This is a genomic window from Azospirillum sp. FG154 (genome assembly GCF_057809575.1).
This window is the reverse complement of record NZ_JBMDKF010000014.1, coordinates 1-25,145: the sequence shown is the minus strand read 5'-3', so window position 1 is coordinate 25,145 and position 25,145 is coordinate 1. Positions and strand designations below refer to the sequence as shown.

Annotated in this window: 23 protein-coding genes; 14 read left to right on the top strand and 9 right to left on the bottom strand. The window is 67.8% G+C overall.

Features of this window, described 5'->3' with window-relative positions:
- Window positions 1-139: 139 nt before the first annotated feature.
- Both ACODS4_RS16655 and ACODS4_RS16650 read left to right on the top strand, forming a co-directional pair.
- The gene (locus tag ACODS4_RS16655; RefSeq protein ID WP_488865577.1) at window positions 140-2,572 is read left to right on the top strand and encodes a penicillin acylase family protein; all 2,433 of its coding nucleotides are present in this window, start codon (window positions 140-142) and stop codon (window positions 2,570-2,572) included.
- Window positions 2,569-3,783, top strand: coding sequence for a threonine ammonia-lyase (locus ACODS4_RS16650; protein WP_488865575.1), 1,215 nt, complete (start codon window positions 2,569-2,571; stop codon window positions 3,781-3,783). The genes ACODS4_RS16655 and ACODS4_RS16650 overlap by 4 nt, the downstream gene beginning before the upstream one ends.
- Before the next feature lie 235 nt (window positions 3,784-4,018).
- On the opposite strand, the gene ACODS4_RS16645 is transcribed toward ACODS4_RS16650, so the two are convergent.
- The 5 genes from ACODS4_RS16645 to ACODS4_RS16625 all read right to left on the bottom strand — a co-directional run bounded on the left by ACODS4_RS16645 (window position 4,019) and on the right by ACODS4_RS16625 (window position 8,016).
- Window positions 4,019-4,522, bottom strand: a complete 504-nt coding sequence (locus ACODS4_RS16645; protein WP_488865573.1) for a DUF934 domain-containing protein — start codon at window positions 4,520-4,522, stop codon at window positions 4,019-4,021.
- Window positions 4,509-6,200 carry a nitrite/sulfite reductase gene (locus ACODS4_RS16640; RefSeq protein ID WP_488865571.1) on the bottom strand — a complete coding sequence of 564 codons (1,692 nt, stop codon included), beginning with the start codon at window positions 6,198-6,200 and terminating at the stop codon, window positions 4,509-4,511. The genes ACODS4_RS16645 and ACODS4_RS16640 overlap by 14 nt, the downstream gene beginning before the upstream one ends.
- A 74-nt stretch (window positions 6,201-6,274) precedes the next feature.
- Window positions 6,275-6,586 (bottom strand): DUF2849 domain-containing protein, encoded by a 312-nt coding sequence (locus ACODS4_RS16635; protein ID WP_488865569.1) that lies wholly within the window; start codon window positions 6,584-6,586, stop codon window positions 6,275-6,277.
- A 42-nt stretch (window positions 6,587-6,628) separates the two neighbouring features.
- Window positions 6,629-7,462: a uroporphyrinogen-III C-methyltransferase gene (gene cobA / locus ACODS4_RS16630; protein WP_488865567.1), complete on the bottom strand. Its 834-nt coding sequence runs from the start codon at window positions 7,460-7,462 to the stop codon at window positions 6,629-6,631.
- Window positions 7,459-8,016, bottom strand: a complete 558-nt coding sequence (locus tag ACODS4_RS16625; protein ID WP_488865565.1) for a precorrin-2 dehydrogenase/sirohydrochlorin ferrochelatase family protein — start codon at window positions 8,014-8,016, stop codon at window positions 7,459-7,461. The genes cobA and ACODS4_RS16625 overlap by 4 nt, the downstream gene beginning before the upstream one ends.
- Window positions 8,017-8,260: 244 nt before the next feature.
- Here ACODS4_RS16625 and ACODS4_RS16620 point away from each other — a divergent pair, with 244 nt between their 5' ends.
- The 6 genes from ACODS4_RS16620 to ACODS4_RS16595 all read left to right on the top strand — a co-directional run bounded on the left by ACODS4_RS16620 (window position 8,261) and on the right by ACODS4_RS16595 (window position 14,423).
- On the top strand, window positions 8,261-8,962 hold the full coding sequence (locus tag ACODS4_RS16620) for a phosphoadenylyl-sulfate reductase (RefSeq protein ID WP_488865563.1): 702 nt from the start codon (window positions 8,261-8,263) through the stop codon (window positions 8,960-8,962).
- On the top strand, window positions 8,959-9,756 hold the full coding sequence (gene cysD, locus ACODS4_RS16615; protein WP_298366103.1) for a sulfate adenylyltransferase subunit CysD: 798 nt from the start codon (window positions 8,959-8,961) through the stop codon (window positions 9,754-9,756). The genes ACODS4_RS16620 and cysD overlap by 4 nt, the downstream gene beginning before the upstream one ends.
- A gap of 1 nt (window position 9,757) precedes the next feature.
- Window positions 9,758-11,629, top strand: coding sequence for an adenylyl-sulfate kinase (cysC, locus tag ACODS4_RS16610; RefSeq protein WP_488865561.1), 1,872 nt, complete (start codon window positions 9,758-9,760; stop codon window positions 11,627-11,629).
- A 266-nt stretch (window positions 11,630-11,895) separates the two neighbouring features.
- A complete protein-coding gene (locus tag ACODS4_RS16605; RefSeq protein ID WP_488865559.1) occupies window positions 11,896-12,927 on the top strand; it encodes an ABC transporter substrate-binding protein in 1,032 nt (343 codons plus the stop codon).
- Window positions 12,928-12,945: 18 nt separating this feature from the next.
- Window positions 12,946-13,698: an ABC transporter permease gene (locus ACODS4_RS16600; RefSeq protein ID WP_488865557.1), complete on the top strand. Its 753-nt coding sequence runs from the start codon at window positions 12,946-12,948 to the stop codon at window positions 13,696-13,698.
- Window positions 13,686-14,423, top strand: a complete 738-nt coding sequence (locus ACODS4_RS16595; protein ID WP_488865555.1) for an ABC transporter ATP-binding protein — start codon at window positions 13,686-13,688, stop codon at window positions 14,421-14,423. The genes ACODS4_RS16600 and ACODS4_RS16595 overlap by 13 nt, the downstream gene beginning before the upstream one ends.
- A gap of 61 nt (window positions 14,424-14,484) precedes the next feature.
- On the opposite strand, the gene ACODS4_RS16590 is transcribed toward ACODS4_RS16595, so the two are convergent.
- Window positions 14,485-15,306, bottom strand: a complete 822-nt coding sequence (locus ACODS4_RS16590; RefSeq protein ID WP_488865553.1) for a universal stress protein — start codon at window positions 15,304-15,306, stop codon at window positions 14,485-14,487.
- Window positions 15,307-15,673: 367 nt separating this feature from the next.
- Here ACODS4_RS16590 and ACODS4_RS16585 point away from each other — a divergent pair, with 367 nt between their 5' ends.
- The 4 genes from ACODS4_RS16585 to ACODS4_RS16570 all read left to right on the top strand — a co-directional run bounded on the left by ACODS4_RS16585 (window position 15,674) and on the right by ACODS4_RS16570 (window position 20,095).
- The gene (locus ACODS4_RS16585; RefSeq protein WP_488865551.1) at window positions 15,674-16,351 is read left to right on the top strand and encodes a hypothetical protein; all 678 of its coding nucleotides are present in this window, start codon (window positions 15,674-15,676) and stop codon (window positions 16,349-16,351) included.
- 178 nt (window positions 16,352-16,529) lie between these two features.
- Window positions 16,530-18,089 (top strand): hypothetical protein, encoded by a 1,560-nt coding sequence (locus ACODS4_RS16580; RefSeq protein ID WP_488865549.1) that lies wholly within the window; start codon window positions 16,530-16,532, stop codon window positions 18,087-18,089.
- A complete protein-coding gene (locus ACODS4_RS16575) occupies window positions 18,086-19,606 on the top strand; it encodes a GspE/PulE family protein (RefSeq protein ID WP_488865547.1) in 1,521 nt (506 codons plus the stop codon). Before ACODS4_RS16580 ends, ACODS4_RS16575 begins: the two co-directional genes overlap by 4 nt.
- A 9-nt stretch (window positions 19,607-19,615) precedes the next feature.
- Window positions 19,616-20,095, top strand: coding sequence for a hypothetical protein (locus ACODS4_RS16570; RefSeq protein ID WP_488865545.1), 480 nt, complete (start codon window positions 19,616-19,618; stop codon window positions 20,093-20,095).
- Here ACODS4_RS16570 and hypD read toward each other — a convergent pair.
- On the bottom strand, window positions 20,092-21,213 hold the full coding sequence (gene hypD / locus ACODS4_RS16565) for a hydrogenase formation protein HypD (protein ID WP_488865543.1): 1,122 nt from the start codon (window positions 21,211-21,213) through the stop codon (window positions 20,092-20,094). The genes ACODS4_RS16570 and hypD overlap by 4 nt on opposite strands.
- Window positions 21,214-21,301: 88 nt before the next feature.
- The gene (locus ACODS4_RS16560; RefSeq protein WP_488865541.1) at window positions 21,302-22,279 is read right to left on the bottom strand and encodes a quinone oxidoreductase family protein; all 978 of its coding nucleotides are present in this window, start codon (window positions 22,277-22,279) and stop codon (window positions 21,302-21,304) included.
- Window positions 22,280-22,395: 116 nt separating this feature from the next.
- Here ACODS4_RS16560 and ACODS4_RS16555 point away from each other — a divergent pair, with 116 nt between their 5' ends.
- The gene (locus tag ACODS4_RS16555; protein WP_488865539.1) at window positions 22,396-23,271 is read left to right on the top strand and encodes a LysR family transcriptional regulator; all 876 of its coding nucleotides are present in this window, start codon (window positions 22,396-22,398) and stop codon (window positions 23,269-23,271) included.
- Between the two features lie 19 nt (window positions 23,272-23,290).
- Here ACODS4_RS16555 and ACODS4_RS16550 read toward each other — a convergent pair whose 3' ends face one another.
- Window positions 23,291-23,878, bottom strand: a complete 588-nt coding sequence (locus ACODS4_RS16550; RefSeq protein WP_488865537.1) for a gamma-glutamylcyclotransferase — start codon at window positions 23,876-23,878, stop codon at window positions 23,291-23,293.
- Window positions 23,879-23,989: 111 nt separating this feature from the next.
- Here ACODS4_RS16550 and ACODS4_RS16545 point away from each other — a divergent pair, with 111 nt between their 5' ends.
- Window positions 23,990-25,024, top strand: a complete 1,035-nt coding sequence (locus tag ACODS4_RS16545; protein WP_488865535.1) for a DUF2125 domain-containing protein — start codon at window positions 23,990-23,992, stop codon at window positions 25,022-25,024.
- The last annotated feature ends 121 nt before the right edge of the window (window positions 25,025-25,145 follow it).

Genomic DNA, 25,145 nt, shown 5'->3' with positions numbered 1-25,145 from the left:
GGCGATCCCAGAAACCTCTCATGCAGCGCTGCGATGCGGCGAATCGGGCGCGACATTCCAGGCGCGACGGCGTAAGTCTGCCCGCGCCATGACCGGCCCCGATCATGGTCTGCCTTCGTTTCGGGTTGAACGGATTGTGATGTTTCTTCAACGCATCGTCATAACGCGCCGCCTTCTGGCCCGCGCCGGGATCGCGCTGTCCGTCTTGCTGGCCCTGCCGCCGCTGGCGGCGGGGGGCTGGTTCCTCTGGCTGCGCGGCCAACAGCCGCAGACCAGCGGCGAGATCGCCCTGACCGGACTGGACGCGAAGGTCGAGGTTCTGCGCGACCGCCACGGCGTGCCGCACATCTTCGCCGCCGCCCCACGCGACGCCTACCGCGCCTTGGGCTACGTCCACGCCCAAGACCGGCTGTGGCAGATGGAGACCATGCGCCGTCTGGGCGCGGGGCGGCTGGCCGAACTGGTCGGCGTCCGCTACGGCGATTTCGCCCTGAAAAGCGACCGGCTGATGCGCACGCTTGGCCTCTACCGCGCCGCCGAGGCGATGAGCGCCGGTCTGTCGCCCGAAGCGCGCGAGGCGTTCGACGCCTACGCCGAGGGGGTGAACAACTACCTCGACGGCCACCGCGAGGCGCTGCCCATCGAGTTTCAGTTGCTCGGCCACCATCCCGAACCCTGGCGGCCCGCCGATTCCCTGGTCTGGGGCAAGCTGATGGCGCTGCAACTGTCCGGCAATTACCGGGACGAGCTGCTGCGCGCCCGCCTGCTGAAGCGGCTGACGCCGCAGCAGGTCGAGGATCTGTTCCCCGCCGATCCGCCCGGCACGCCGGTGACGCTGGCCGCCGAACTGCGCGATCTGGATCTGGGCGCGGGCGTCCGCCGGATTCTGGCCGCCCTGCCCGATCTTGGCCCGGACACCGCGTCCAACGAATGGGCCTTGACCGGCGCGCGCACCAGCACCGGCAAGCCGATCATCGCCAACGATCCCCATCTGGGGCTGGACGCGCCGATCCTCTGGTATCTCGCCCGCATCGTCACGCCCGAATTCACCATCGCCGGGGCCACGGTTCCGGGCGTGCCGCTGCATGTCCTTGGCCACAACGGCAAGGTCGCCTGGGGCTTCACCACCACCCACAGCGACACCCAGGACATTTTCGTCGAGAAGATCGACCCGCAGGATCCCAGCCGTTACGTCACCCCCGACGGGGCCAAGCCCTTCGTCAGCCGCAGCGAGACCATCCACGTCAAGGGTCACGCCGACGAGACCTTCACCGTGCGCGAGACGCGGCACGGCCCGGTGGTCTCCGGCCTGGAACCCGGCGACGCCCCGCCGGAGGGCCATGTTCTGGCGTTGGCCTTTCCCGGACTGGCCAGCGACGACCGTTCGCCCGAGGCGCTGTACCGCCTGAATCACGCCGACGATTCCGAAGCCGTGCGCAACGCCGTCCGACTGCACGTCGCCCCGCAACAGAACATCGTCTACGCCGACCGCGCGGGCGAGGTGGGGATCATCTCCCCCGGTCGCGTGCCGATCCGCCGCAAGGGCGACGGGCGGGTTCCCGTGCCGGGCTGGACCGGCGAGTATGATTGGAGCGGCTTCCTGCCCAGCTACACCCTGCCCCAGGCGGTCAACCCGCCGTCGGGCCAGTTCGTCAACGCCAACAACGCCATCGTCGGGCGCGACTACCCCTACCGTCTGGCGACCGACTGGCCGGACGCCTCGCGCGCCAAGCGCATCGCCGAGATGCTGGGCGACCGCCGCCATTCGGTGGACGACGCCGCGCGCCAGCAGATGGACGTCGTCTCGCTGCCCGCCCGCGACTTCCTGCCCGAATTGCTGAAATACCCGCTGCCCAAGGGGATCGCCACCGACGCCGACGCCCTGCTGCGGAGCTGGGACGGAAGCATGGCGCGCGACCGGCCCGAACCGTTGATCTTCGAGGCGTGGTTGCGCGCGCTGTCGCGCGCCGTCTTCGCCGACGAACTCGGCCCCGATTTCGCCAGCTATTGGGAGTTGCGCCCGCAAACCCTGCGCCACGTCTTCACCACCGCCCCGCGCTGGTGCGACGACGTGACGACGCCGGAGACGGAGAGCTGCGCCGACATCGTGGCCAAGGCGTTGACCACCGCGCTGGACGATCTGTCCAAGCGCCATGGCGGCAATCCCGCCCGCTGGCGCTGGGGCGACGAGCACCGCGCCGCGCTCAGCCACCGCATCCTTGGCAAGCTGCCGATCCTGGGATCCCTGACCGATCTGTCCATCGAGACCGACGGCGGCTTTTTCACCGTCAATCGCGGTTCGACACGGCTGCGCGATTCTGCCGCGCCCTTCGCCCATGTCCATGGCGCCGGCTATCGTGGGGTGTATGATTTGGCGGACCTGGACAACTCCCGATTTGTAATCGCCACCGGGCAATCGGGAAATCCGCTGTCGTCGCACTGGGGCGACCTTGTTTCCACCTGGCGCGACGGCGGTTCGTTGCGTCTGTCCGGCGACCGTGGCACGTTGATCGCGGCAGGGGCGGAGGTGCTGACACTCACACCACGCAACACCGGGACACAACAAAAATGACCATTGGTTTGGAGGATGTGCGCGCCGCAGCGGCGCGCATCGAAGGCCATCTGTCGCGGACTCCGGTGGTTTCGGCCGCCCGCCTGGGGGACATGGCGGGGTGCCGCATCCACCTGAAACTGGAAAGCCAACACGCCACCGGCTCCTTCAAGGAACGCGGGGCGTTGAACAAGCTGTTGTCGCTGGGCGCGGCGGAACGGGATGCTGGCGTCATCGCCATGTCGGCGGGCAACCACGCCCAGGCGGTGGCCTGCCACGCCACCCGTCTGGGCATCCGCTCCACCATCGTCATGCCCAGCTTCACCCCCTTCACCAAGGTGGAGCGCACCGAAAGCCTGGGGGCCAAGGTCGAGCTGCACGGCGACACGCTGAGCGACGCCGCCGCCTTCGCCCATGATCTGGCGGCGCGGCAGGGCTTGACCTTCGTCCACCCCTACGACGATCCCTTCGTCGCCGCCGGGCAAGGCACGGCGGCGTTGGAGTTTCTGGCCGAAATCCCCGATCTCGACACGCTGGTGATTCCCATCGGCGGCGGCGGCCTGATCGCGGGCATGGCGACGGCGGCCAAGGCGCTGAATCCGGCGATCCAGATCATCGGCGTCCAATGCGCGCTCTACCCGGCGATGGCCCAAGCGCTGGCCGGACAGCCCATCGTTTGCGGCGGGGCCACCATCGCCGAGGGCATCGCGGTGAAGGCCCCCGGCGGCATCACCCTGCCCATCGTCCGCGCCCTGGTGGACGACGTGATCGAGGTTGGCGAAACCCGGTTGGAGGAGGCGGTCTACCGCCTGTCCACCATGCAAAAGCTGGTGGCGGAGGGGGCTGGCGGCGCCGGTCTGGCCGCCGTGCTGGACAACCCGGCGCGCTTCGCCGGGCGCAAGGTCGGCATCGTCATTTCCGGCGGCAACATCGACTCGCGCATCCTGGCGCAAGTTCTGATGCGCGGCCTGGTCTATGAGGGGCGGATCGTCCGCCTGCGCATCGGCATCACCGACGCCCCCGGCGCGCTGGCCCGCGTCACCCGCCTGCTGGGCGAGGCCGGGGCCAACATCGTCGAGGTCTATCACCAGCGCCTGTTCCACAATGTGCCGGTGAAAATGGCCGAGGTGGACGTCGTGCTGGAAACCCGCGACCAGAGCCACGTCCAGGCCCTGATGACCCGCATGCGCGACGCCGGTTTCCCGACGGCGCTGATGACGGACGTCTCTTAAAGCACAAGGGGGAAGGCTCTTACCTCAGGGTTGTCGCCTTTGGCGATCATCGCCCTCTCCCTCTGGGAGAGGGAGGGGACCCACAGAGTGGGGAGGGTGAGGGGTGGCCCAAGAGTCCAGAACCGCATGGCTTCTTGGATCACCCCTCACCCTTCCCACCGCTTCGCGGCAGGCCCCTTCCCTCTCCCGGAACGGGAGAGGGAGATTCGACGCCAAATGCGATAAACCCTGGCCTTTACCCCGTCACGCCCAGCTTGCGGCGCAGCAGCGACAGGGGTTGCGTGTCGTCGATGCTGGGTTGGAAGGCGATGGTGATTTCGCTCAGGGCGTTGGCCCAGCTTTCCGGGTTGGTTCCCTCCGGCGCCTCGACCGAGGTGAAGCCGGTGCGGACCAGGAACTGGTACTGGTCGGGGATCACATGGCCGACGGCGCGGATCTCGCCCGTGTAGCCGTAACGCTCCCGCAGTTCGCGCGCGGTGGAGAAACCACGCCCGTCGCGGAATTTCGGGAACTCCACCGCCACCAGCGCGAAGCGGTCGAGGTCGGGGGCGACGGCCCCGGCCAGCGTGCCGCCTTTCAGGCGCACGCCCAGCTTGGCGTTGCGCCCGTCGAAGCTGGCGCGGTCGGCCTGCCAGCGTTCAAAGCTGATGATGACCGGGCGGTCGTTGGGGACCGGCTCCCCGTCGGGGATGAAGCTCCAGGCGTCTTCGCCGATGCGGCCATTCTCAATCAGCGGCATAGATTCTCTCCTTGAACGGGCCGTGGCCGACGCGGGCCAGCGTGTCGAGGAAACGTTCGCTCTCGCCGGTCCGGTTGGCGAGATAGACCTCGACGATGGCTTCGATGGCGTCCACCGCCTCATGCTCCGTCACCGCCGGGCCGAGGATGTCGCCGATGGCCGTGGTCAGGGTCGGGTCGCCGCCGACGGTGATCTGGTAGAACTCCGTCCCCTTCTTGTCGACGCCCAGAATGCCGATGGCGCCGACGTGATGGTGGCCGCAGGCGTTGATGCAGCCGCTGATCTTGATGCCCAATTCACCAATCGTGCGCTGGCGCAGCGGATCGGCGAAGCGGGCGGAAATCGCCTGAGCCAACGGGATGGCGCGGGCGTTGGCCAGCGCGCAGTAATCCAGACCAGGGCAGGCGATGATGTCGCCGATCAGCCCGGCGTTCGCCGTGCCGAGGTTGACGGCGTCCAGCTTTTGCCAAAGCTCGTACAGCTCATCCTGCTTGACGTGGGCCAGCACGATGTTCTGGACGTGGCTGACGCGCAGCTCGCCAAAGCTGTAACGCTCGGCCAGATCGGCGATCACATCCATCTGGTCGCAGGTGGCGTCGCCAGGGATGCCGCCGGGCGGCTTCAGCGAGATGGTGGCGATGGCGTAGCCCGGCGCCTTGTGCTCGGCGACGTTCACCGCGACCCAATTGGCGAAGGCGGGGTTTTCCGCCTTGGCGCGCTCCAGCGCGCTGGAGGTTTCCGGCAGATCCTCAAAGGGCGGCGGGGCGAAATGCGTGCGGATCTCGGCGACGATGGCCGGATCCAGGCGGTATTTCGGGCCGCGCAGCCGGGCGAACTCCTCCTCGACCTCCGCCTTGAACTTTTCAAGGCCAAGCTCGTGCACCAGGATCTTGATGCGCGCCTTGTAGATGTTGTCGCGGCGGCCATACTGGTTGTAGACGCGCAGGATGGCTTCCAGATAGGCGACGAAATCCTCTTCCGCCACCCACTCGCGCACCAGCTTGCCGATGAAGGGCGAGCGGCCCAGTCCGCCGCCGACGTAGAAGGTGAAACCCGCCTCGCCCGCCTCGTTCCGCCGGGCCAGCAGGCCGACGTCGTGGACGCGCACGGCGGCGCGGTCGCTCGCGGCGCCGGAGATGGCGATCTTGAACTTGCGCGGCAGATAGGTGAATTCCGGGTGCAGCGACGTCCATTGCCGCAGGATTTCGGCGTAGACGCGCCCGTCCACCACCTCGTCCTTGGCGGCGCCGACGAACTGGTCGGTGGTGACGTTGCGCACGCAATTGCCGCTGGTTTGCAGCGCGTGCATGTCCACGTCGGCCAGCGCGTTCAGGATCGCCGGGGTGTCTTCCAGCTTGATCCAGTTGTATTGCAGGTTCTGGCGCGTGGTGAAATGGCCGTAACCCTTGTCGTAGGTCCGCCCGATCTCCGCCAGCTTGCGGAGCTGAACCGCGCTCATCACCCCATAGGGGACGGCGATGCGCAGCATGTAGGCGTGAAGCTGGAGATAGAGGCCGTTCATCAGCCGGATCGGCTTGAACTCCTCCTCCGTCAACTCGCCGGACAGGCGGCGTTCGACCTGTTTGCGGAACTGCTCGACCCGTTCGCCGACGAAACGGCGGTCGATCACGTCGTAATGGTAGATCCCGGCGCGGGCGCCGGGCGCGATGTGGTTCATGTCACGGTTCCCAAGAGCGGGCAAAACAGGGGGCGGGCAAAACAGGGGGGCGGGCAAAGGCGCGACGGGCGGGATCAGGCCGCCGCCTGCTTGCCAAGATCAAGGCGGACCGACGGGCCGAGCGTGCGGATGCGTTCGCGCATCTTCACCGGCTGCGCCGCGCCATTTTCGCTCTCCACCTCAAAGGCGTAGAGATCGACGCCGAACTGGTCGCGCTCAGCCTGCGCCTTGGCGGCGGTGAGCGCCGTCGTGGCCTCGGCCTCGGTCAGCAGGGCGGCGTCGGCGAAGGACTCCACCCAAGCCCCGGCGGCGCCGAGAAAGACGACGACGCCGTCCCGCAGGCGGTTGGCGGTGATGGCGTGCAGCGTTCCATCAGGGGACGGCATGTCTGGCTCTCCTCGCTTCTCAAAAACGTTCGGCGGCAACATTCAGGCGGATAAGGCGGACAATGGCGCGGACAAGGGGGCGGGCGCCATGGTCGTTTGCTGAAACTGGGTCATCCAGCCGCGCAGCCGCGCCACCTCGCCAACCACGACGATGGCCGGGCGCTTGGGCTGTAGCCGGATGAGGTCTTCGCCGCAATGGGCAAGGTTGCTCTCCACCACCGTTTGCGCGGCGGTGGTGGCGCTGGAAACGATGGCGACCGGCGTCATCGGCGGCTTGCCCGCCGCGATCAGGCGGCGCGCGATCTCGTCCAGCGTGCCGAGCGCCATGTAGAACACCAGCGCGCCGGGCAGCTTGGCCAGCACCGTAAAATCCAAATTGTCCGGCAGCGCGCCGGATTTGTCATGGCCGGTGACGAAGGTGGCGGTGGTCGCCAGCCCGCGATGCGTCACCGGGATTCCGGCGTAGGCCAACCCGCCGATTCCGGCGGTGACGCCCGGCACGACGCGAAAAGTTATTTTTGCCTCGGCCAGCGCCAGACATTCCTCGCCGCCGCGCCCGAAGACGAACGGGTCGCCGCCCTTCAGCCGCAGCACCCGCAGGCCCTGGCGGGCCAGCATCACCAACGTGTCATTGATTGCTTCTTGGGTGGGCGACGGTCGCCCGGCCCGTTTGCCAAGATCGATCATCCGCGCCGCCGGGTTGGCAAGCTCCAGGATGGCGGACTCCACAAGCGCGTCATGGACAATGACGTCGGCCTCGGCCAGCGCCTTGGCGGCCAGCAGGGTCAACAGGCCGGGATCGCCGGGACCGGCGCCCGCCAGCCAGACGGCGCCGGGCGTGAAGGCTGGAAGAGTGACGCCCCGCGTTTGGATCATGGCAGCCATCCTTCCCGCGCAATGAGGTCCTTGGTCGCCTTGGCGACGGTGGACATGGACGCGCCCTCGCCCCGCAGCCGGTCGCGCAACGCCGCGATGGCGCGCAGCCGGTCGCCCCAGCTTTCCGGGAACAGGGTTTCCAACCGTTGCCGGACCAGACTGGCCAAGGTCGGGCTGCGCCCGCTGGTCGAAACGGTCAGCAGCAGGTCGCCGCGTCGCACGACGGACGGGGAATGAAAATCACACAAGGGGATGACGTCTTCCACATTGACCAGAACGCCGCGCGAGCGCGCCAGTTCCGCCAAGGATTTTTCCACCGCAGGCTCCAACCCCATGACGAACAGGACCCGCACGGCGTCGAGATCATCCGTGAAGGGCAAGGCGCGGACCAGCTTGTCCCCCGCCAGCGCGGCGAACTCCGCGTCCGGTTCGGGCGAATACACCACCGGATCGCCGCCGCCCTCGCGCAATTGGCTGAGCCGCCGCACCGCCAACGGGCCGTTTCCAGCCAAGGCGATGGGCACCCGCGCGGGATCGAGAGCCACCGGAATCATCAGCGCCCCCCCGCCTGCGCGGCGTTGAAAACTACACAAAATTTTGCGGCGTTCTGGCCCATGTTGGTATTTAGCCGCCGAACCGGGAGACAATCAACATATTTCACACAAACATCACAATCCTATTAAACAACTAGATAATGTATTTGCGTTGCACCCGTCATATGCTGGTGTTAATGTGCAAATCAGACACTTCAATCTACTTTAAAAGTAGAGAATTAAACGACCAGAAGGTTGATCCTCCATGGACACGGCGACACGCGTCAAAGATCTGACCGAACGTTACGGCAAGCTGGAGGGCGCCGCGCTGCTGGCCGCCATTCATCAAGCTTTGAACGGTCGAATCGCTCTGGTGTCATCGTTTGGCGCGGAGTCCGCCGTTCTGTTGGCTTTGGCGGCGGAAGCGACGGCGGATTTCCCAGTGATCCTGGTGAACACCGGCAAGCTGTTCGGCGAGACGCTGCGTTACCGCGACCAGTTGGTGAAACAGCTTGGCCTGACCAACCTGCGCGAGGTGGGGCCGACGGCGGAGGATCTGGCGACCGGCGACCCGAACGGCCTGCTGTTCTCCAAAAACCACGACGCCTGTTGCCATCTGCGCAAGACCATCCCGCTCGACCGCGCCCTTGCCGGGTTCGACGGCTGGATCACCGGGCGCAAACGCTTTCAGGCCGCGACCCGCGCCGCCCTGCCGTTGTTCGAGGCGGACGGGGACAAGATCAAGGTCAACCCGCTGGCCGCCTGGGACAAGGCGCGGCTGGAGGAGGAGTTCATCCGGCGCGATCTGCCGCGCCACCCGCTGGAAGCCGACGGGTTCCTGTCCATCGGCTGCTACACCTGCACCGAGCGCGTGGCGCCCGGCGCCGACCTGCGTTCCGGCCGTTGGGCCGGGACCGACAAAACCGAATGCGGCATACACATGACCATGATTGGAACCGCCCGATGAGCGCCGATCTCGACCAGCTTGAGAACCAGAGCATTTACATTCTTCGCGAGGCCTACAACCGCATCGACAAGCTTGCGCTGTTGTGGTCGATCGGCAAGGACAGCAACGTCCTGCTCTGGCTCTGCCGCAAAGCGTTTTTCGGGCGCATCCCCTTCCCCGTCGTTCAGCTCGACACCGCGATGGAGTTGCCGGAAGTCTATGAATTCCGCGACCGCATCCACAAGGAATGGGACCTCAACCTGATCGTCGAGCAGTGCCCGCCGGAAGAGGAGATGGACCAGACCCTGCCGCCATTGACCCGCGCCGCCGCGCGCAAGACGGAAGGGCTGAAAAACCTGCTGCGCGGCGACGCCTATCAGGGGATCATGGTCGGCATCCGCCGTGACGAGCAGGCGACCCGCGCGAAGGAGCGCGTCTTCTCCCCCCGCTCGCTGGAAGGCGATTGGGACGTGAAGGACCAGCCCGCCGAATTCTGGGACCATTACAAGACGCGCTTCCCCGAAGGCGTCCATGTCCGCATCCACCCTCTGCTGGCCTGGACCGAATTGGACATCTGGCGCTATTCCAAGCGCGAGGGGATTCCCATCGTTCCGCTGTACTTCGCCCGCGACGGCAAGCGTTACCGCTCGCTGGGGGAAAAGAACATCACCTTCCCGGTGGATTCGACCGCGTCCAACATTGATGAGATCATCGAGGAATTGATGATTACCCGCATCCCGGAACGGGCCGGGCGGGCGATGGACAATGAATCCGAAGACAGCTTCGAGCGCCTGCGCAGCGTGGGGTACATGTAACATGCCGAATTCACAGCTTCGCATCGTCATTGTCGGCCATGTCGACCACGGCAAATCCACCCTGATCGGTCGCCTGCTGAACGACACCGGCAGCCTGCCCGACGGCAAGGTCGAACAGGTTCAGGAGATGAGCCGCAAGCGCGGCATGCCGTTCGAGTGGGCCTTCGTCATGGACGCGCTCCAGGCTGAACGCGACCAGGGCATCACCATCGACACCACGCAAATCCACTTCAAGACCAAGCAGCGCCCCTACGTCATCATCGACGCGCCGGGCCACACCGAGTTTCTGAAGAACATGGTGACGGGTGCGTCCCAGGCCGACGCCGCCCTGTTGGTGATCGACGCCGGGGAAGGCGCGCTGGAGCAATCGCGCCGCCACGCCTTCCTGCTGCATCTGCTGGGCGTCCGTCAGGTCTCCGTGGTCATCAACAAGATGGACCGCGTGGAATTCTCGCAGGCCCGCTATGAGACGGTAGCCCACGAGATCAAGGAGTATCTGGCCGAACTCGGCCTGTTCCCGAAGGCGGTGATCCCGATTTCGGCCCGTCATGGCGACAACATCGTCACCCGCACCGACCAAGCCCCCTGGTATCTCGGCCCGACGGTGATCGAGCAGTTGGACAGCTTCCGCCAACAGCAAATCTCCCCCGACCAGCCGCTGCGCTTCCCGCTTCAGGACGTCTACAAGCCCGGCGACCGCCGCATCCTGGCGGGCCGCGTCGAAAGCGGACGTTTGAAGGTCGGCGACACCCTGCGTTTCGCCCCCGGCGGGGCCAGCGCCACGGTGGTCAGCATCGAGGCGTGGAACAACCCGAACCCGGTTCTGTCGGCCCAAGCCGGCCAGAGCATCGGCGTCACGCTGGACAAGCGCATCTTCGCCGAGCGCGGCCACATCGCCCACCATGAGGACGCGGCCCCGACCCTGACCCATCGCCTGAGCGTCCGTCTGTTCTGGCTGGTGTCGGAACCGATGGCGCTGGGCAAGACCTACACGCTGAAGATCGCCACCGCCGAACACCGGGTGACGGTGGAGCAGGTGACGGCGGTCATCAATGTGGAGGATTTGACCAGCACGCCGGGCAAGGCGGTTCACCGCAACGAGGTGGCCGAGGTCGTGGTGCGCTCCCGCTCGCCCATCGCCGTGGATCTGGCGGCGGATTTGCCGCGCACCGGGCGCGGCGTGCTGCTGGACGGCAACGACGTCGTCGGCGGCTGCCTGGTGATCGAGGCCGAGGATTCGGCGGCGGCCAACAACCTGACCGAAGTCACGCACACCGTCTCGTTGGACGAGCGCGCGGCGGCCAACGGCCACAAGGGCGGCGTCCTGTGGTTGACCGGCCTGTCGGGGGCGGGAAAATCCACCCTGGCGATGGCGCTGGAACGCGCGCTGTTCGACCGGGGCTGGCAGACCTTCGTTCTGGACGGCGACAACGTCCGCAACGGGCTGAACGCCGGGTTGGGCTTCTCGCCCGACGACCGGGCGGAAAACATCCGCCGGGTCGCCGAAACGGCGAAGCTGTTCGCCGACGCGGGCGTCGTCGTCATCGCCTCGCTGATTTCGCCGCTGCGGGCCGACCGGGCGCGGGCGCGGGTGATCGGCGGCGACCGTTTCCATGAAATCCACGTCGGCGCCGACCTGTCGGTGTGCGAGGAACGCGACCCCAAGGGCCTCTACAAAAAGGCGCGGGCGGGCGAAATCGCCGAGTTCACCGGCGTGTCCGCCCCCTATGAGGCCCCGGAATCGCCGGAACTGCTGATCGACACCGGCAAGCTCGACCGCAGCGAGGCCTTGGCCCAGTTGCTGGATTACGTGGATGAAAATCTGGGCAAATCCAGCCTGAAGTCCGGCAAGGAGCTGACCTACGTGATCTGATGTTTGTGGGGAGCGTGGGCGCGGTCGCCCCCTCCCCATCCCTCCCCCGCTTCACAGCGGGAGAGGGGGCGTGATCCTTGACGGCGTGCGGCGGAGTTCCCTCTCCCGCCGCACGGCGGGGGAGGGTTAGGGAGGGGGAATTCACCGACCGCTCCACACAAAAATCTGTGAAATCCCCAATTCCCTCCCACACAACTGTTGAAATCGATCTTCCTGTCGCCACATTCTGTGCTAAATAACAACAGAACTCTGTCGAGGATGATCCGATGCTCCGCTTGACCCGCCGCGCCGCCGTCGTCGCCATGGCCGCCTTCGCGTCCGTCGCCGCCCTGCCCTTCGGCGCCGCCCGCGCCGCCGATCCGGTGAAGCTGGAGATCGGCTACATCCCGATCCTCGCCGCGTCGCCGCTGTTCATCATGGATGGCGAAGGCTGGGCCAAGGACGCCGGGATCACCCTGAAGTTGACACGGTTTGAATCCGGTCCGCACGCCATCCAGGCGATGGCCGCCGGGCAAATCGACCTGCTGTACGCGGGCGTCGCCCCGGTTCTGGTCGCCCGCACCAAGGGCGTGGACGTCGCCGTCATCGCCAATTCGGCGGTTGAAGAGATGGTCGTCGCCGGGCGCGGCGCCTTCGCCAAGGCGCTGGGCGCCAACCCGACGCCGGACACCTTCAAGAAGTTCTTCGCCGACACCGGCCGCAAGCCGAAGATCGGCACCCAGCCGCCCGGCTCCGTCCCCGACACCGTGCTGAAGCATTGGCTGTTCAAGGTGGTCAAGGTCGATCCCGCCGACGTCGAGTTGGTGTCGATGGGCATTGAGAAGACCCAACAGGCCTTGCTGGCGGGCGCGCTCGACGCCGCGACGATTCGCGAACCGACGGTGACGGTGACGCAGCAGATCGACCCGAACGTCACCCTGCTGGCGACCGGCGCCCAAATGTTCCCCGACCAGCCCGGCACCGTGGTCTCCGCCCGCGCCGACGTGCTGAAGAAGAACCCCGAGGCGATCAACGCGCTGGTCAAGGCGCATCTGCGCGCGGTGGACCTCATCAACAAGGATCCGTCCCGCGCCTCGAAAATCGTCAACAACTATTTGGGCAAGGGGTTGATGGAACCGGCGACCCTGGAGACCGCCTTCCGGGGGCCGGGGTCGAAGTTCGTCGCCAATCCGCACGGCGTGGTTCCGGCGGTGGAGAACATGATGGCCTTCGCCAAAGAAATCGGATCGGCCGATGGCGTGATTCCCGTGGCGGAGGCCTTTGACTTCCGCTTCTATGACGCCGCCGTCGCCAAGTAACCACCGGCAAGACGACCGATGAAGATCCAACATTCCCTGGCCCTGTCGGCGCTGGGCGTCGTGGCCTTCCTGCTGGGCTGGGAGGTGGTGGCGCAGAGCGGCGTCGTTCCCGCCCGTCTGATTCCGTCGCCAAGCGCGGTTCCCGCCGCCTTCCTGGCCGAGTTCCAGCGCGGCATCTGGCAGGAGATGGTCCTCGCCAGCCTGTCCCATTATCTGGTCGGCCTGTCGTTGGGAACGTTCCTGGGCGTCAGCTTCGGCACGGCGGCGGCGCTGTGGCCGATCTGGGACGCCTTCCAGGCCTGGGTCGTGCGCATGCTGCGCCCGATCCCGGCCATCGCCTGGATCCCCTTCGCCATCATCTGGTTCGGCGTCAGCGAGGGCGCCGCGTCCTTCCTGATCTCCTTGACGGTCTTCTGGATCAACTACTACGCCAGCTATTCCGCCGTGCGTGGGGTGGACAAGGATTTGATCGAACTGGGGCGCGCCTTTGGACAGGGCGGGTTGATCCCGCGCCTGTTCAAGATCATCCTGCCCGGCGCCTTGCCGGGCATTCTGGCGGGCATGCGGGCCGGGCTGGGGCAAGGCTGGATGACGGTGGTGGCGGCGGAACTCTTCGGCATTTCCGGCTTGGGCATGCGGATGATGGAAGCGTCGGGTCTTTTGGCCACGCACATCGTCGTGCTCTACATGGTGACGATCGCGCTGCTCTATGGCGTGTCGGATTTCCTGTTCATGCGGGTGCAGTCGCGGGTGTTGTCATGGCAGCGGTGATTGATCTTGACGGCGTCTCCATCGGCTACGGCGCCGACGCGCCGCCGGTTCTGGTGGACGTCAGCCTGTCGGTGGAGCGCGGCAGCTTCGTCGCCATCGTCGGCCCGTCGGGCGTCGGCAAATCCACGCTGCTGCGCGTCGTCGCCGGACTGCACACGGCGCGCGGCGGCAACGTCGTCATCCACCAGGACCAACGCCCGGCCCACCGCCCGGTTGGTCTGGTCTTCCAGGACGCCCGCCTGCTGCCCTGGCGCCGGGTGGTGAAGAATGTTCAGCTTGGCCTGGAAGGTCTGCCGGTCAGCCGCGCCGACCGTCTGCGCCGGGCCGAAGAGGCTTTGAAGCTGGTGCGGTTGGACGGCTACGCCCGCCGCTGGCCCTATGAACTGTCGGGCGGCCAGCGCCAGCGCGTCGGCATCGCCCGCGCCATGGCGGTCGATCCCGACATTCTGCTGATGGACGAGCCGTTCGGCGCGCTGGACGCCATCACCCGCAACAATCTTCAGGACGAGCTGCGGCGGATTCACCGGGAAACCGGCAAGACCATCCTGTTCGTCACCCATGATCTGGAAGAAGCGGTGCATCTGGCCGACCGCATCATCGTGCTGGGCGGTTCCCCGGCGCGGGTGGTGCGCGACGTGCAAAACAACGCCGGGCGCGACGGCGCGGTGTTCCGCGATCAGGTGGAAAAGCTGCGGCTGGAAATCGCCGACAATTACAGCATTTGAACGGCGCGGTTCCCCTCTCCCGCTTTTTCGGGAGAGGGGCGCCCGATCAATGCGCCACCGATCAATGCGACAGCAGCAGCGGCACCGGGCAGGTGCGCAGGACATGGCGGGTGCCGCTGCCCCGGTGCAGGAACGGGAAGCCGTAATGGCCGTGCGCGCCCATCACCAGCAGATCGGCGCCGGTGTCCATGGTGCGGGCCAACAGCGCGTCCATCGCGCCGATGTCGCTCACGGTGAAATGCGTCTGTTCGGCGGTGATCCCGTGCAGCGCCAGATGATCGAGCAGACCGACGCGCGGCGATTCGGCGTTGCCCGACGCGGCTTGCGTCAGCACCGTGATGACCGTCACCTCGTCCGCCTTTTCCAGGAAGGGCAGCGAATCGGACAGGGCGCGGGCGGCTTCACGCTCGGCGTTCCAGGCCACGGCGACCCGCTTGCCGATCGCCGGGAAATTTCCGGCGTAGGGAATCACCAGAACCGGACGGCCCGAGTTCAACACGACCTGCTCGTTCAACTCTTCCGGCGCGCCGTCCGATCCGACGTCGCGGTCATATTGGCCAAGGATGGTCAGGTCGGCGAATCGCGACCAGATGATCGCCTCGCGAATCACATGATTGTGCTCGCCATGGGTCAATCCGTGCCATTGGCCGCGCAGGCCCGACGCCGCGAGTTTCTCGTTGAACAGGGCCTCGCTCTTGACGGCGGCCTCGGTCAAATGGTCGCTGGAACGACGGGCGATCATGCTGGTGGCGTTGCGGTCGCCCTGGGCGAACAGGCCGCGCAGAAACGCGCCATGCTTGGTCGCCAGCGCGACGGCGGCGTCCAGACGGGCGCCCACATGCGGGCTGGAGTCCAGATGAACCAGGATGTGTTTGTAAGGCATTGCGTTCCTCCCCTTCGTCTTGCGCGACGGTTGTCGTCTGCGGTTGGCCCTGACGGCGGAAACATCACTCCATTCATCTGTATACCCGTCAAGTCTTACCGCGCTGCGGTGAAGAGTCGCAGCGGCCTATCGCGTCCGCATGACAGCATGCGGCGGCGTTTTGACCGGCCTGTGACGGTCGTCACTGAGAATCGCAAAAGGCGAAATTTAGAATGCATTAACGACTCTGGGCATTGAGTCGGTTCAAAGACATGTCCGAACCGTGCTGCCCCCCTTGCGGGATGGCGGCGCGGAAGGGAAAGCGCGGCGGACGCCCGACGGCGGCAAGACGCGTTCCCCCTGTGACGACCCAACAAGGAGTGCCTGAATGTTCAACCTGCTTTCGGTGGTCGTCGCGGTCGCCATTTCCGGCTTCATGGCCGCCGCCGGGGTGTTCTACACCGGGTCGGCCTTCACCAACATGAGCGCCAAGGCCCAGGCCGTTCAGGTGCTCAGCGCGATGGAGCAGATCGACGCCGCCTGGACGATGTGGAGCAACGACGGCAACACCACAACCGCGTCGCTGCCCAGTTCCACGGTGCTGACCAGCGCCACGCCGCCGACCTACATGTCGTCCTACCCGCCCGCCATCAACACCGCGACCACGTTTGGCACCGGCCCGACCGCCGCCGGTTACGTGATTGACAGCACCGGCACCGGCGGCGCCACCGCAGCGGGCAACGAAACCACCAACACCGGCGTCTACACCGTCCTGACCTCCACCACCGGCGCCAACGCCTGCCTGGAAATCGCCAAGTCGGCGGGCTATGTCGCGTCGACCGCCAGCAGCTTCACCGGCCTCGCCAACATCACGGTCAACGCCGTGACGGTCGCCGTCAGCGGCATCACCACCAAGGCCGAGCTGGACGCGCTGGGCGCGGTCTACCGCTATTTCTGCGTGCCGCTGGGCACCACCACCGCCACCATCATTCTGGGCGGCGCCGCCAACACCATCGCCGTGGGTGGCGACACCGGCAAGCACGTCGCCTATTTCAAGCACATGTAAGACGCAGGGTCATTCCCTCCCCCAGGGCGCTTCCCCTCACAAAGCGCCCGACGCTGGACCGGCGGCCCCACCGCCGGTCCTTTGTTTTTTGCGGCGACGTCGGCGCGTTCCGGGTTAGGGTGAGCGCCGCGTTCGACCAATGACGGCGGCGACAGGCGGCGGCAACAGACGGCGGCCCATGGTTTCCCTTCTCATCATCACGATCATGGCGATTTCGCTGGTGGCGACGACGGGCTACACCGCCTTCACGCTGGTGCAATCCTCCGACCGCATCGCCCAGGCCCAGCGCAGCGCCGGGCAGATGCACAAGCTGGCCGCCTTGGTGGAGGCCAACCTCCGCGCCCTGAAAAACGACGGCACCCTCTACGCCCCCGCGCCCAAGGAGCGGCCCGACGGCAAGACGGAACTGCCCGTCTGGCTGATGCCGGGCGTGCAAACGCCCTGGGGCGTTCCCTATGGCTATTGCGTCTTCGCCCCCGCCCCCGATCAGGTCTCCCCCAGCATCGTCACCACGCCCTGGCCGCAAGACGGCGCGCCGGGCGCCCGCAGCTACGTCCTGAGCGCCCCGGCGGCCCCGGCGGAGATCGCCAAGGCCGGAATCATCGCCGCCGTCGTCGCGCCCGCCATTGGGTCCGACGCAATGCCGGACTGCGCCGGGCTGACGATGAAGGACGGGCAGCTCGCCCTGCCTGCCGGATCGGCGCTGGGCGTCACGCGCGGATCCTCCGCCGATCTGGCCGCCGTCGCCGCGTCGGCCACCGTGCGCCGCCACGTCGCGCCGACTCAAATCGGCGATGGCGGCGGCACCACCGCCGCCGACGCCATGTCGCTGACCGCCGCGTTGGGGCTGTGGCAGGCGACCCAGCCCAACGGCATGGTTCTGCGCCTCGCCCCTGGCCGGCACGAGGTTCCCGCCGCCCTGCTCGACCAGTTGGCCAGTGGATCGGGCGGCGGTCGGTCGATGCGGCTGGTCTTGCAGGGCGAGGCCGCCGGAGTCGTCATCACCAGCCTTCCGCCCGGCGCGGCCTTTCGCCTGCCCAGCGACCTTCGGGTGGAGAACGTCGCCTTCGACACCCCGGTGGAGGCCATGCCGGGAACCCGGCTGAGCTTCGCCGGAACCAACGCGATTTCGGTCGCCAACGGCCCGGCGCTGAAGGGCTATCACGCCCGACTCGACGTCACCGGCAGTCTGACCGTGACCTCGAACACCGGCGACGGGGTGCAGGTGACGGGGGGCGAGGCGCTGTTCCGCGACGCCGACGTGGTGGCCCAGGTCGGAACCGGTCGCACGGGGGTGGTCAGCGCGCTGGGCGCCGCCGTCACCTTTTCCGGCGAACGGCGACGCCCCCGCTTGCGGGTGCGCGGGCGCGGCGGCGTGCCGATGGCGGCGATCCGTTCGGGCGGCGGGCAAACCATTCTGGACAGCGCCGACGTCGGGGCCGAAAGCGACACGCAATTCGGCGTCGTGCTGGAAAACGGCGCGCTGGAGATGACCGCCACGGCGGTTGGCCTGAACGGCGCGCGGCCCAGATCGGCGGGGGTGCTCGACCTTGGCGGAGCGCGGGTGGCGTCGGATTCGGCCAGTCAGGTCATGGTCGCGCCGGGCGGCAAATGCGCCCATGGCGAGCTGTTCGCCCAACCGGCCACCGCCCGCCGCTCCGCCGCCGATGTCGCCGCCGGAAGCGCGCCGCTCGCCGTGTCGCTGACCAACCGTTCCCATTGGGGATGCCGCCAATGAGGTTGGATCCCCCGACCGCCGTGCGCGAGGAGTTGGCGGCCTATCTGCTCGACCGGGGGCTGGTGTCGCGCTCCATCCTCGACGCGGCGCTGGCCGAACAGCGGGTGACGGGGGAGCCGCTGGGGTCGATCCTGGTCCGCAACGGCTTCGTCGCCCGCGCCGATCTGATGGAGGCGCAAACCCGCCACGAGGCCGCCGCCCACGCGCCGGAGCCGGTGGCCGCCACCCCGGTGCCGCTGCGCCTGCTGGAAAAACACGCCATCATCGTGACCGGGGAAACGGCGGACAGCGTCTATGTCGCCACCCTGCATGAGGAGATGATCGCCGCGCGCGTCGTCGCCCGGCATTACCCCGGCAAGCGGGTCCGCTTCGTCGCCTTCGTGCCCGACCATTTCGAGGATTTCCTCGACCGCGTCCGCCGGGGCGAGGGAAACACGAGCGATCCCGAAGGCGTCGAAACCCTGCTGACCCAGGCGGCGCAGGCTGGCGCGTCGGACATCCACATCGTGCCGCGCCGCAAGACCTACAGCGTGTTTTTCCGCGTCAACGGCGTCCGCCAACTGATGCACGAGGGCGCGCTCGACCATTACGCGACGATCACCGCGCAGATCAAGGACCGCGCCGCCATGGATCTGGCCGAACGCCGGGTGCCGCAGGAGGGCCGCTTCGATCTGGAGATCCGGGGGCGCTCCATCGATTTGCGCGTCGCCACCGTGCCGTCGGTCGATGGCGAAATCCTGGTGCTGCGCGTGCTGGACGCCGAACGGATCCAGCCGGTGCTGGACGGGTTGGGAATCACCCGCGTGGCCGAATGGCGCCGGGCTGTGGACCAGCGGCACGGGCTGTGCCTGATTTGCGGGCCGACCGGGTCGGGCAAGACCACCACCCTGACGGCGACGATCCGCGAGATCGACCGCATCGGCAAGGCGGTCTACAGCATCGAGGATCCGGTGGAATACCGCGTCGCCTACGCCGGGCAGGTCAGCGTCAACCCGACCGTCAACATGGATTTCGCCCAGGTCGTCCGTTCCTTCATGCGGGCCGATCCCGACGTCATCGTTCTGGGCGAGGTGCGCGACGAGGAGACCGCCAAGATCGCCGTGCGCGCCGCCGACACCGGCCATATGGTGCTGACCACGCTGCACACCGGATCGATCCTTGGGGCCATCGACCGGCTGCGCCATCTGGGCGTGACGGCGCACGACATCAAGAATCTGCTGCGCTGCGTGATGGTGCAATCGCTGATCCGCACCGTCTGCCCGGTTTGCCACGGCGCGGGCTGCGAGTCCTGCTTCGACAGCGGTTACGCCGGGCGGACGGTGGTCAGCGAATGCGCCCGCTTCGACGGGGCCGCCAGCGTGGTCAACGCCGCCAAAGGGCAACGGAGCTGGCCGACGATGTTGCAGGACGCCATCGCCAAATTCCACGCCGGGCAAACCACCGGCGCCGAAATCCGCCGGGTCTTCGGCAGCGAGGCGCAGGGCGTCGGCGCGTCGGCCCCCGCCTTGCGCCCCTAGGAACCTCCGATGAACCTCATTTCCGCCGTGGTGGCGGTCGGCCTGCTCGCGACCGTGACGGTGGGCGGCGTCCAATACATCGGGGTGGACACCGAGGCCCGCGTGAAAGTCAGCAGCGCCGCCGACGCCGGATTCCAGGCGCTGGACTCCGCCTTCCGCGCCCGGCAGGCCGCCGGGTTGACCGCGCCGACGGCGCAGACGTGGGAGGCCGCCCTCTTCCCCAGCTTCGGCGCCCGCCCGACCCCGCCCAAGGATCTGGCCTGGTCCTATGGCGTGGACGCGACGGGAACCTGGTTCTGCCTGTCCGGCACGCCCAAGGACCAGATCGCCAAAACGGCGTTGGAGCGGCTGAAGGCGCGCTATGCCGAGGGGATCTACGCGGTGGCCGAATCCTGCGGGGCCGCCGCCGCGCAAAGCGGCGCGGTCGCGGCGACCTATTGGGTGGTGAAGCCCAGCGCGCCGACCGCCGCCGCGACGCCCAGCGGTTAGGAATCGCGGAACCGCCCATAGGTGTAATGCGCCGCGCACGCCCCCTCGGCGGACACCATGCAGGATCCCATCGGGTTGTCGGGGGTGCAGACGCCGCCGAACAGCTTGCAGTCGCTGGGCCGCTTCACCCCGCGCAGGATGGCCCCGCAGTCGCAGCCCTTGTGATCGGGAACGCTGGCGCTTTCGACGCCAAAGCGCGTCTCCGCGTCAAAGGCGGCGAAGGAATCGCGCAGCCGCAGGCCGCTGCGCGGGATGCTCCCCAGCCCGCGCCATTCAAAGGACAGGCGCGGCTCGAAGGTTTCGGCGACGAGGGCCTGCGCCTTCTCGTTGCCGCTGCGGGTGACGGCGCGGGTGTATTGGTTTTCCACCTCGGCCCGCCCCTGGTTGATCTGGCGGATCAGCATCAGGATGGATTGCAGCACGTCCAGCGGCTCGAACCCGGCGATGACCACCGGCTTGCCATGCTGGTCGGCGACCGGCTCATAGGCTTGGCTGCCGATGACGACGGAGACATGGGCCGGGCCGACGAAGCCGTCCAACCGCAGATCCTCCGCCCGCCCCTGCGCCGCCGCCATGATCCCCTCGATGGCCGACGGGGTGAGGACATGGTTGCAGAAGACGGAAAAATTGGTCAGTCCGCGCGCCCGCGCCGCCCGAACCGCCAGCGCCGTCGGCGGAGTCGTGGTCTCGAAGCCAATGGCGAAGAACACCACCTGACGGTCGGGATTGTCGGCGGCTATGCGCGCCGCGTCGGCGGGGGACACCACCATGCGGACGTCGGCCCCCTGCGCCTTGGCCTTCAGCAGGCTGACCCGCCCCGATCCCGGCACGCGCAGCACGTCGCCATAGGCGCACAAGATCACCTCGGACCGCCGGGCCAACGCGATGGCGTCGTCGATCCGGCCAATTGGCAGAACGCAGACCGGGCAGCCCGGCCCATGGATCATGCGGACGTTGCCGGGCAAAAGATCGGGGATGCCGTAGCGGGAAATCGCGTGGGTGTGGCCGCCGCAAAACTCCATCAGGTGATAGGCGCGGTCGGGCGCGGCCTCCCGCGCGATGGCGGCTGCGACGCTGCGGGCCAGCGCCGGATCGCGGAATTCATCGACGTATTTCATGCGCGCAAGCCCCCCGGTCAACCCGCCTTATGACGGAGAACGGGGGGCTGTGGCGTTGATGCGGATCAAGCGGCGCGGGTTCTCGGGCTTACGGCGTCAGCACCAACGCCCCGCCGGCGCCCCGCCCTTCCAACAGGCGGTGCGCCTCCGCCGCCTGCTCCAACGGCAATTGGACGACCGGCCCGACCCGCAACGCGCCCGCCGCCACCCGGTCCAGGACCGCGCCCGCCGCCGTCTGATAGGTGGCGAGATCGGCCATATAGCCGAACACGCTGGGCCGCGACAGGCAGAGAGAGCGGCGCGGGCCGAGATCGGCGACGTCCAGCGCCGGAATGGGACCACCCGCCTGCCCGACGCTGGCGACCATGCCGAAGGCGCGCGCCGCGTCCAGGCTGCGCCGCAGCGTGTCGCCGCCGATGCCGTCCACCACCAGATCCACGCCGCGCCCGTCGGTCAACGCGCGGGTTTCGGCGACGAAATCCGCCTCGCGATGCAGGATCGCGTGGTCCAGGCCGTGGGCGCGGGCGATGTCGGCCTTGTCCGGGCTGCCGACCGTGCCGATCACCATGGCCCCCAGGCTCTTGGCCCATTGCGTCAGCACCAACCCAAGCCCGCCCGCCGCCGCGTGAACCAGCAGCGTGTCGCCCGGCCCGACCGGACGAACGCGGGTCAGCAGCATGTGCGCGGTGATCCCGCGCAGCAGCAGCGAGGCCGCCGTCACCGCCGCCACCCCGTCGGGCAGGCGGACGGCGCGTTCGGCGGGCAGCAGCCGGGCTTCGGCGTAGCCGCCGACGGGCAGCCCGGCCCAGGCGACGCGGTCGCCGACGGCGAAGCCGGACACGCCCGCCCCGACCTCCTCCACCACGCCAGCGGCCTCCACCCCGATCACGGCGGGAAAGGCGGGCAGCGGGTACAGGCCGGTGCGGTGGTAGACGTCCACATAATTGACGCCCGCCGCCGCATGACGGATGCGCAAGTCCCCCGGCCCGGCGGGCGGCAGATCAATGTTCTCGGCGCGCAGGGCTTCGGGGCCGCCGGGTTGGCTCAGGCGAATGGAACGGATCATCGGGGCGTCTCCTGTCGTCGTGTGACGCGGTTGGTTGCGATGACCGCGACGTTACCCTGTGGCCCCATCCCCAGAAATTCGGCATTATCACCCATCTTCTGGGGATTTTTGCACGGATGAGCGGCGTCAATTGGGATGATGTGCGCGTGTTGCTGGCCTTGGCGCGCGGCGGCAGCCTGTCGGCCAGCGCCCGCGCCCTTGGCGTGGATCACAGCACGGTGGCCCGCCGGGTCGCGGCGCTGGAAAGCGAATTGGGCGTCAAGCTGTTCGACCGTCTGCCGCGCGGCTATGTCCCGACGGCGGAGGGGGAGGACATCGCCGAACTGGCGGCGCGGGTCGAGGACGCCGTTCTGGCGCTGGAGCGCCACGCGCGCGGGCAGGCCGGGGAACCCGCCGGAACCGTTCGTCTGTCGGCCCCGCCGGTGTTCGCCAGCCATTTCCTCGCCCTGCGTCTGGCCCGCCTGCGCCAGACCTTGCCCAAGCTGGTGGTCGAGCTGGTCGGCGACGCCCGCCGCGTCAGCCTGACCCGACGGGAGGCCGACCTCGCCATCCGCCTCGATGAGCCTGAGGAGGACGGGTTGGTCGCCCGGCGGTTGGGGGCGATGGGCTATGGCCTCTACGCCACGCCCGCCTATCGGGACCGCCGCGCGCCCGCCGATTGGGAATTCATCGGTTACGACGACAGCATGGACCATGTGCCGCAACAGCGCTGGCTGCGCGCCGTCGCCGCCGGGCGGCCCTTCGCCTTCCGGGCCAACGATCTGGCGAGCCTGCACGCCGCCGCGCGGGCCGACGCCGGGGTCGCCGCCATCCCGCATTTTCTGGGTCGCGGCGACCCGGCGCTGGTGGCGATTCCGACCGACAGCGAACCGGAGCCGCGCGCGCTGTGGCTGCTGGTCCACCGCGATCTGCGGCGGTCGGCGCGGGTGCGCGCGGTGATGGACGCGGTGATCGCCATCATGAACGCCGAACGGGATTTGATCGGCGGTTGAGCGCGGTCAGTCGGTCGTTTCAGTCGGTCGCTTGCCGCACCCTGGCGTAAATCCGCCGCAGCGTCGCGTCGGGTATCCCCAGCGCGTCAAGGTGGGTGACGGTGTTGGCGAGATACTCGACGTTCGGGCCGCGCTGGCCGCAGCAGCGGGCGATGCGTTGAATGACGGACGCCTCGTCCAACCCGCCGCAATATTGATAATGCTGACGGTCGACGACGAAGCAGCAGGCCTCCACCGCCTTGCCGTCGCGCAACCGCAAACGGCGGATCAGTGGGCGGTAGACGCGGTTGGTCATCTCGCGGTCCCACAGATAATCCAGAGCGGCGGGAACCTCGGCGGCGGCGATGCGGAAGACGATGCCCCGGCAGGAACCGCCATGATCCAAGCCCAACACCAGCCCCGGAGTCTCCGGCGTGCCGCGATAGCGGTGCGAGGCGACGCAAAAGCGCCGGTGATAGCCGTTCAAAGTCGCCACATGGCGCTCGATGAAGGGAAAACCGGGATTCCACATCAGCGACCCATAGGCGAACACCCACAGATCGGCGCCGGGCGCCAGCGTGATGTCCAATGACCAATCGGGCGGGGACGCCTGCGTGTGAAGGGGCATGATCCGACAAACAAAACGGCGGAGGACGCAAAGAAACCACAGACAAAACAAGTTCCCAAGCCTAGCATGGCGGGGCCGTCGTCGCTATAACAGGACCGACACGGAACGGACATGCCACCGATGCGCTTTCCCAAGCTCCGCACCCGCCTGATTGTGATTTTGGCCGTGCTCGTCGCCTTGCCGCCGCTTGGCTACGCGCTGTGGTGGCAGCAGGCCGCGCGCGCGGTCGAACGCGGGGTTCTGGCCTGGATCGACCAGCAGCGGGCCAACGGCGGCTTAGCCGATCATGGCGGGCTGTCGGTGGACGGTTTCCCCTTCACCCTGCGCGCGGCGCTGGAACAGCCGCATCTGGCGACGCGCGGCGCAGAATGGCGCGGCGCCCGTCTGGTGGCGGAGGCGGCGCCCTGGGACGTCACGCATGTGACCTTGAGCCTGCCGGGCGAGCAGCGGGTGACGCTGGTTCAGGCCGGGCAACCGCCGCTGGATGTGACCGCGCGCGGCGGCGGCGGCGGACAGGCCGTGTGGACGATGAACGGCACGCTGGAGAACCTGCGGCTGAGCTTCAGCGATCTGACGGCCCAGGCGCTGAATCTGCCGCTGCCCATCGCCTCGCTCGACCTCAACGCCGCGCAGCCGAACACGCCGCCCGACACGAGCGCCGCCACCGGCCTGACCATCGGCGTGACCGCGAACGGCATGACCCTGCCCGACAGCGCGCCCTCGTCGCTGGGCCGCGACGTCAAGCGGGCCGAACTCTCCGCCCGCGTTCTGGGCCGCCTGCCCCAGCCCGAGCCGGTCAGCCTGTCGGCCTGGAGCCGCGACGGCGGGACCGTGCGGTTGGATCGGCTGGCGCTGGATTGGGGGCCGTTGGCCATCGCGCTCAACGGCACGCTGGCGCTGGATGGGGAGCTTCAGCCGCAAGCCGCCCTGACGGCGGAAATCCACGGCGCGCCCGCCGCGTTGAACGCGGTCAAGCCGATGATGCGCCCGAACGACGCGGCGATGGCGCGCACCGTCCTGACCATGCTGTCCCGACCGACCGGCCCCGGCGGCGCGCCGGTCCTCACCACCCCGGTGACGGTGCAGAACCATTCCCTGTTCCTCGGCCCGCTGAAAATCGCCTCGGTGCCCCGCGTGGTGTGGTGAGGTTGCAAATCTTATTACTATTGATTGTTTTTGGCATGTGGCAATACACCGGACTTGACAGGGCGTTGGACCGCCCCCCAGATATGAGACGTGGATAAAATGTTCCGGCATGGTCATGCCA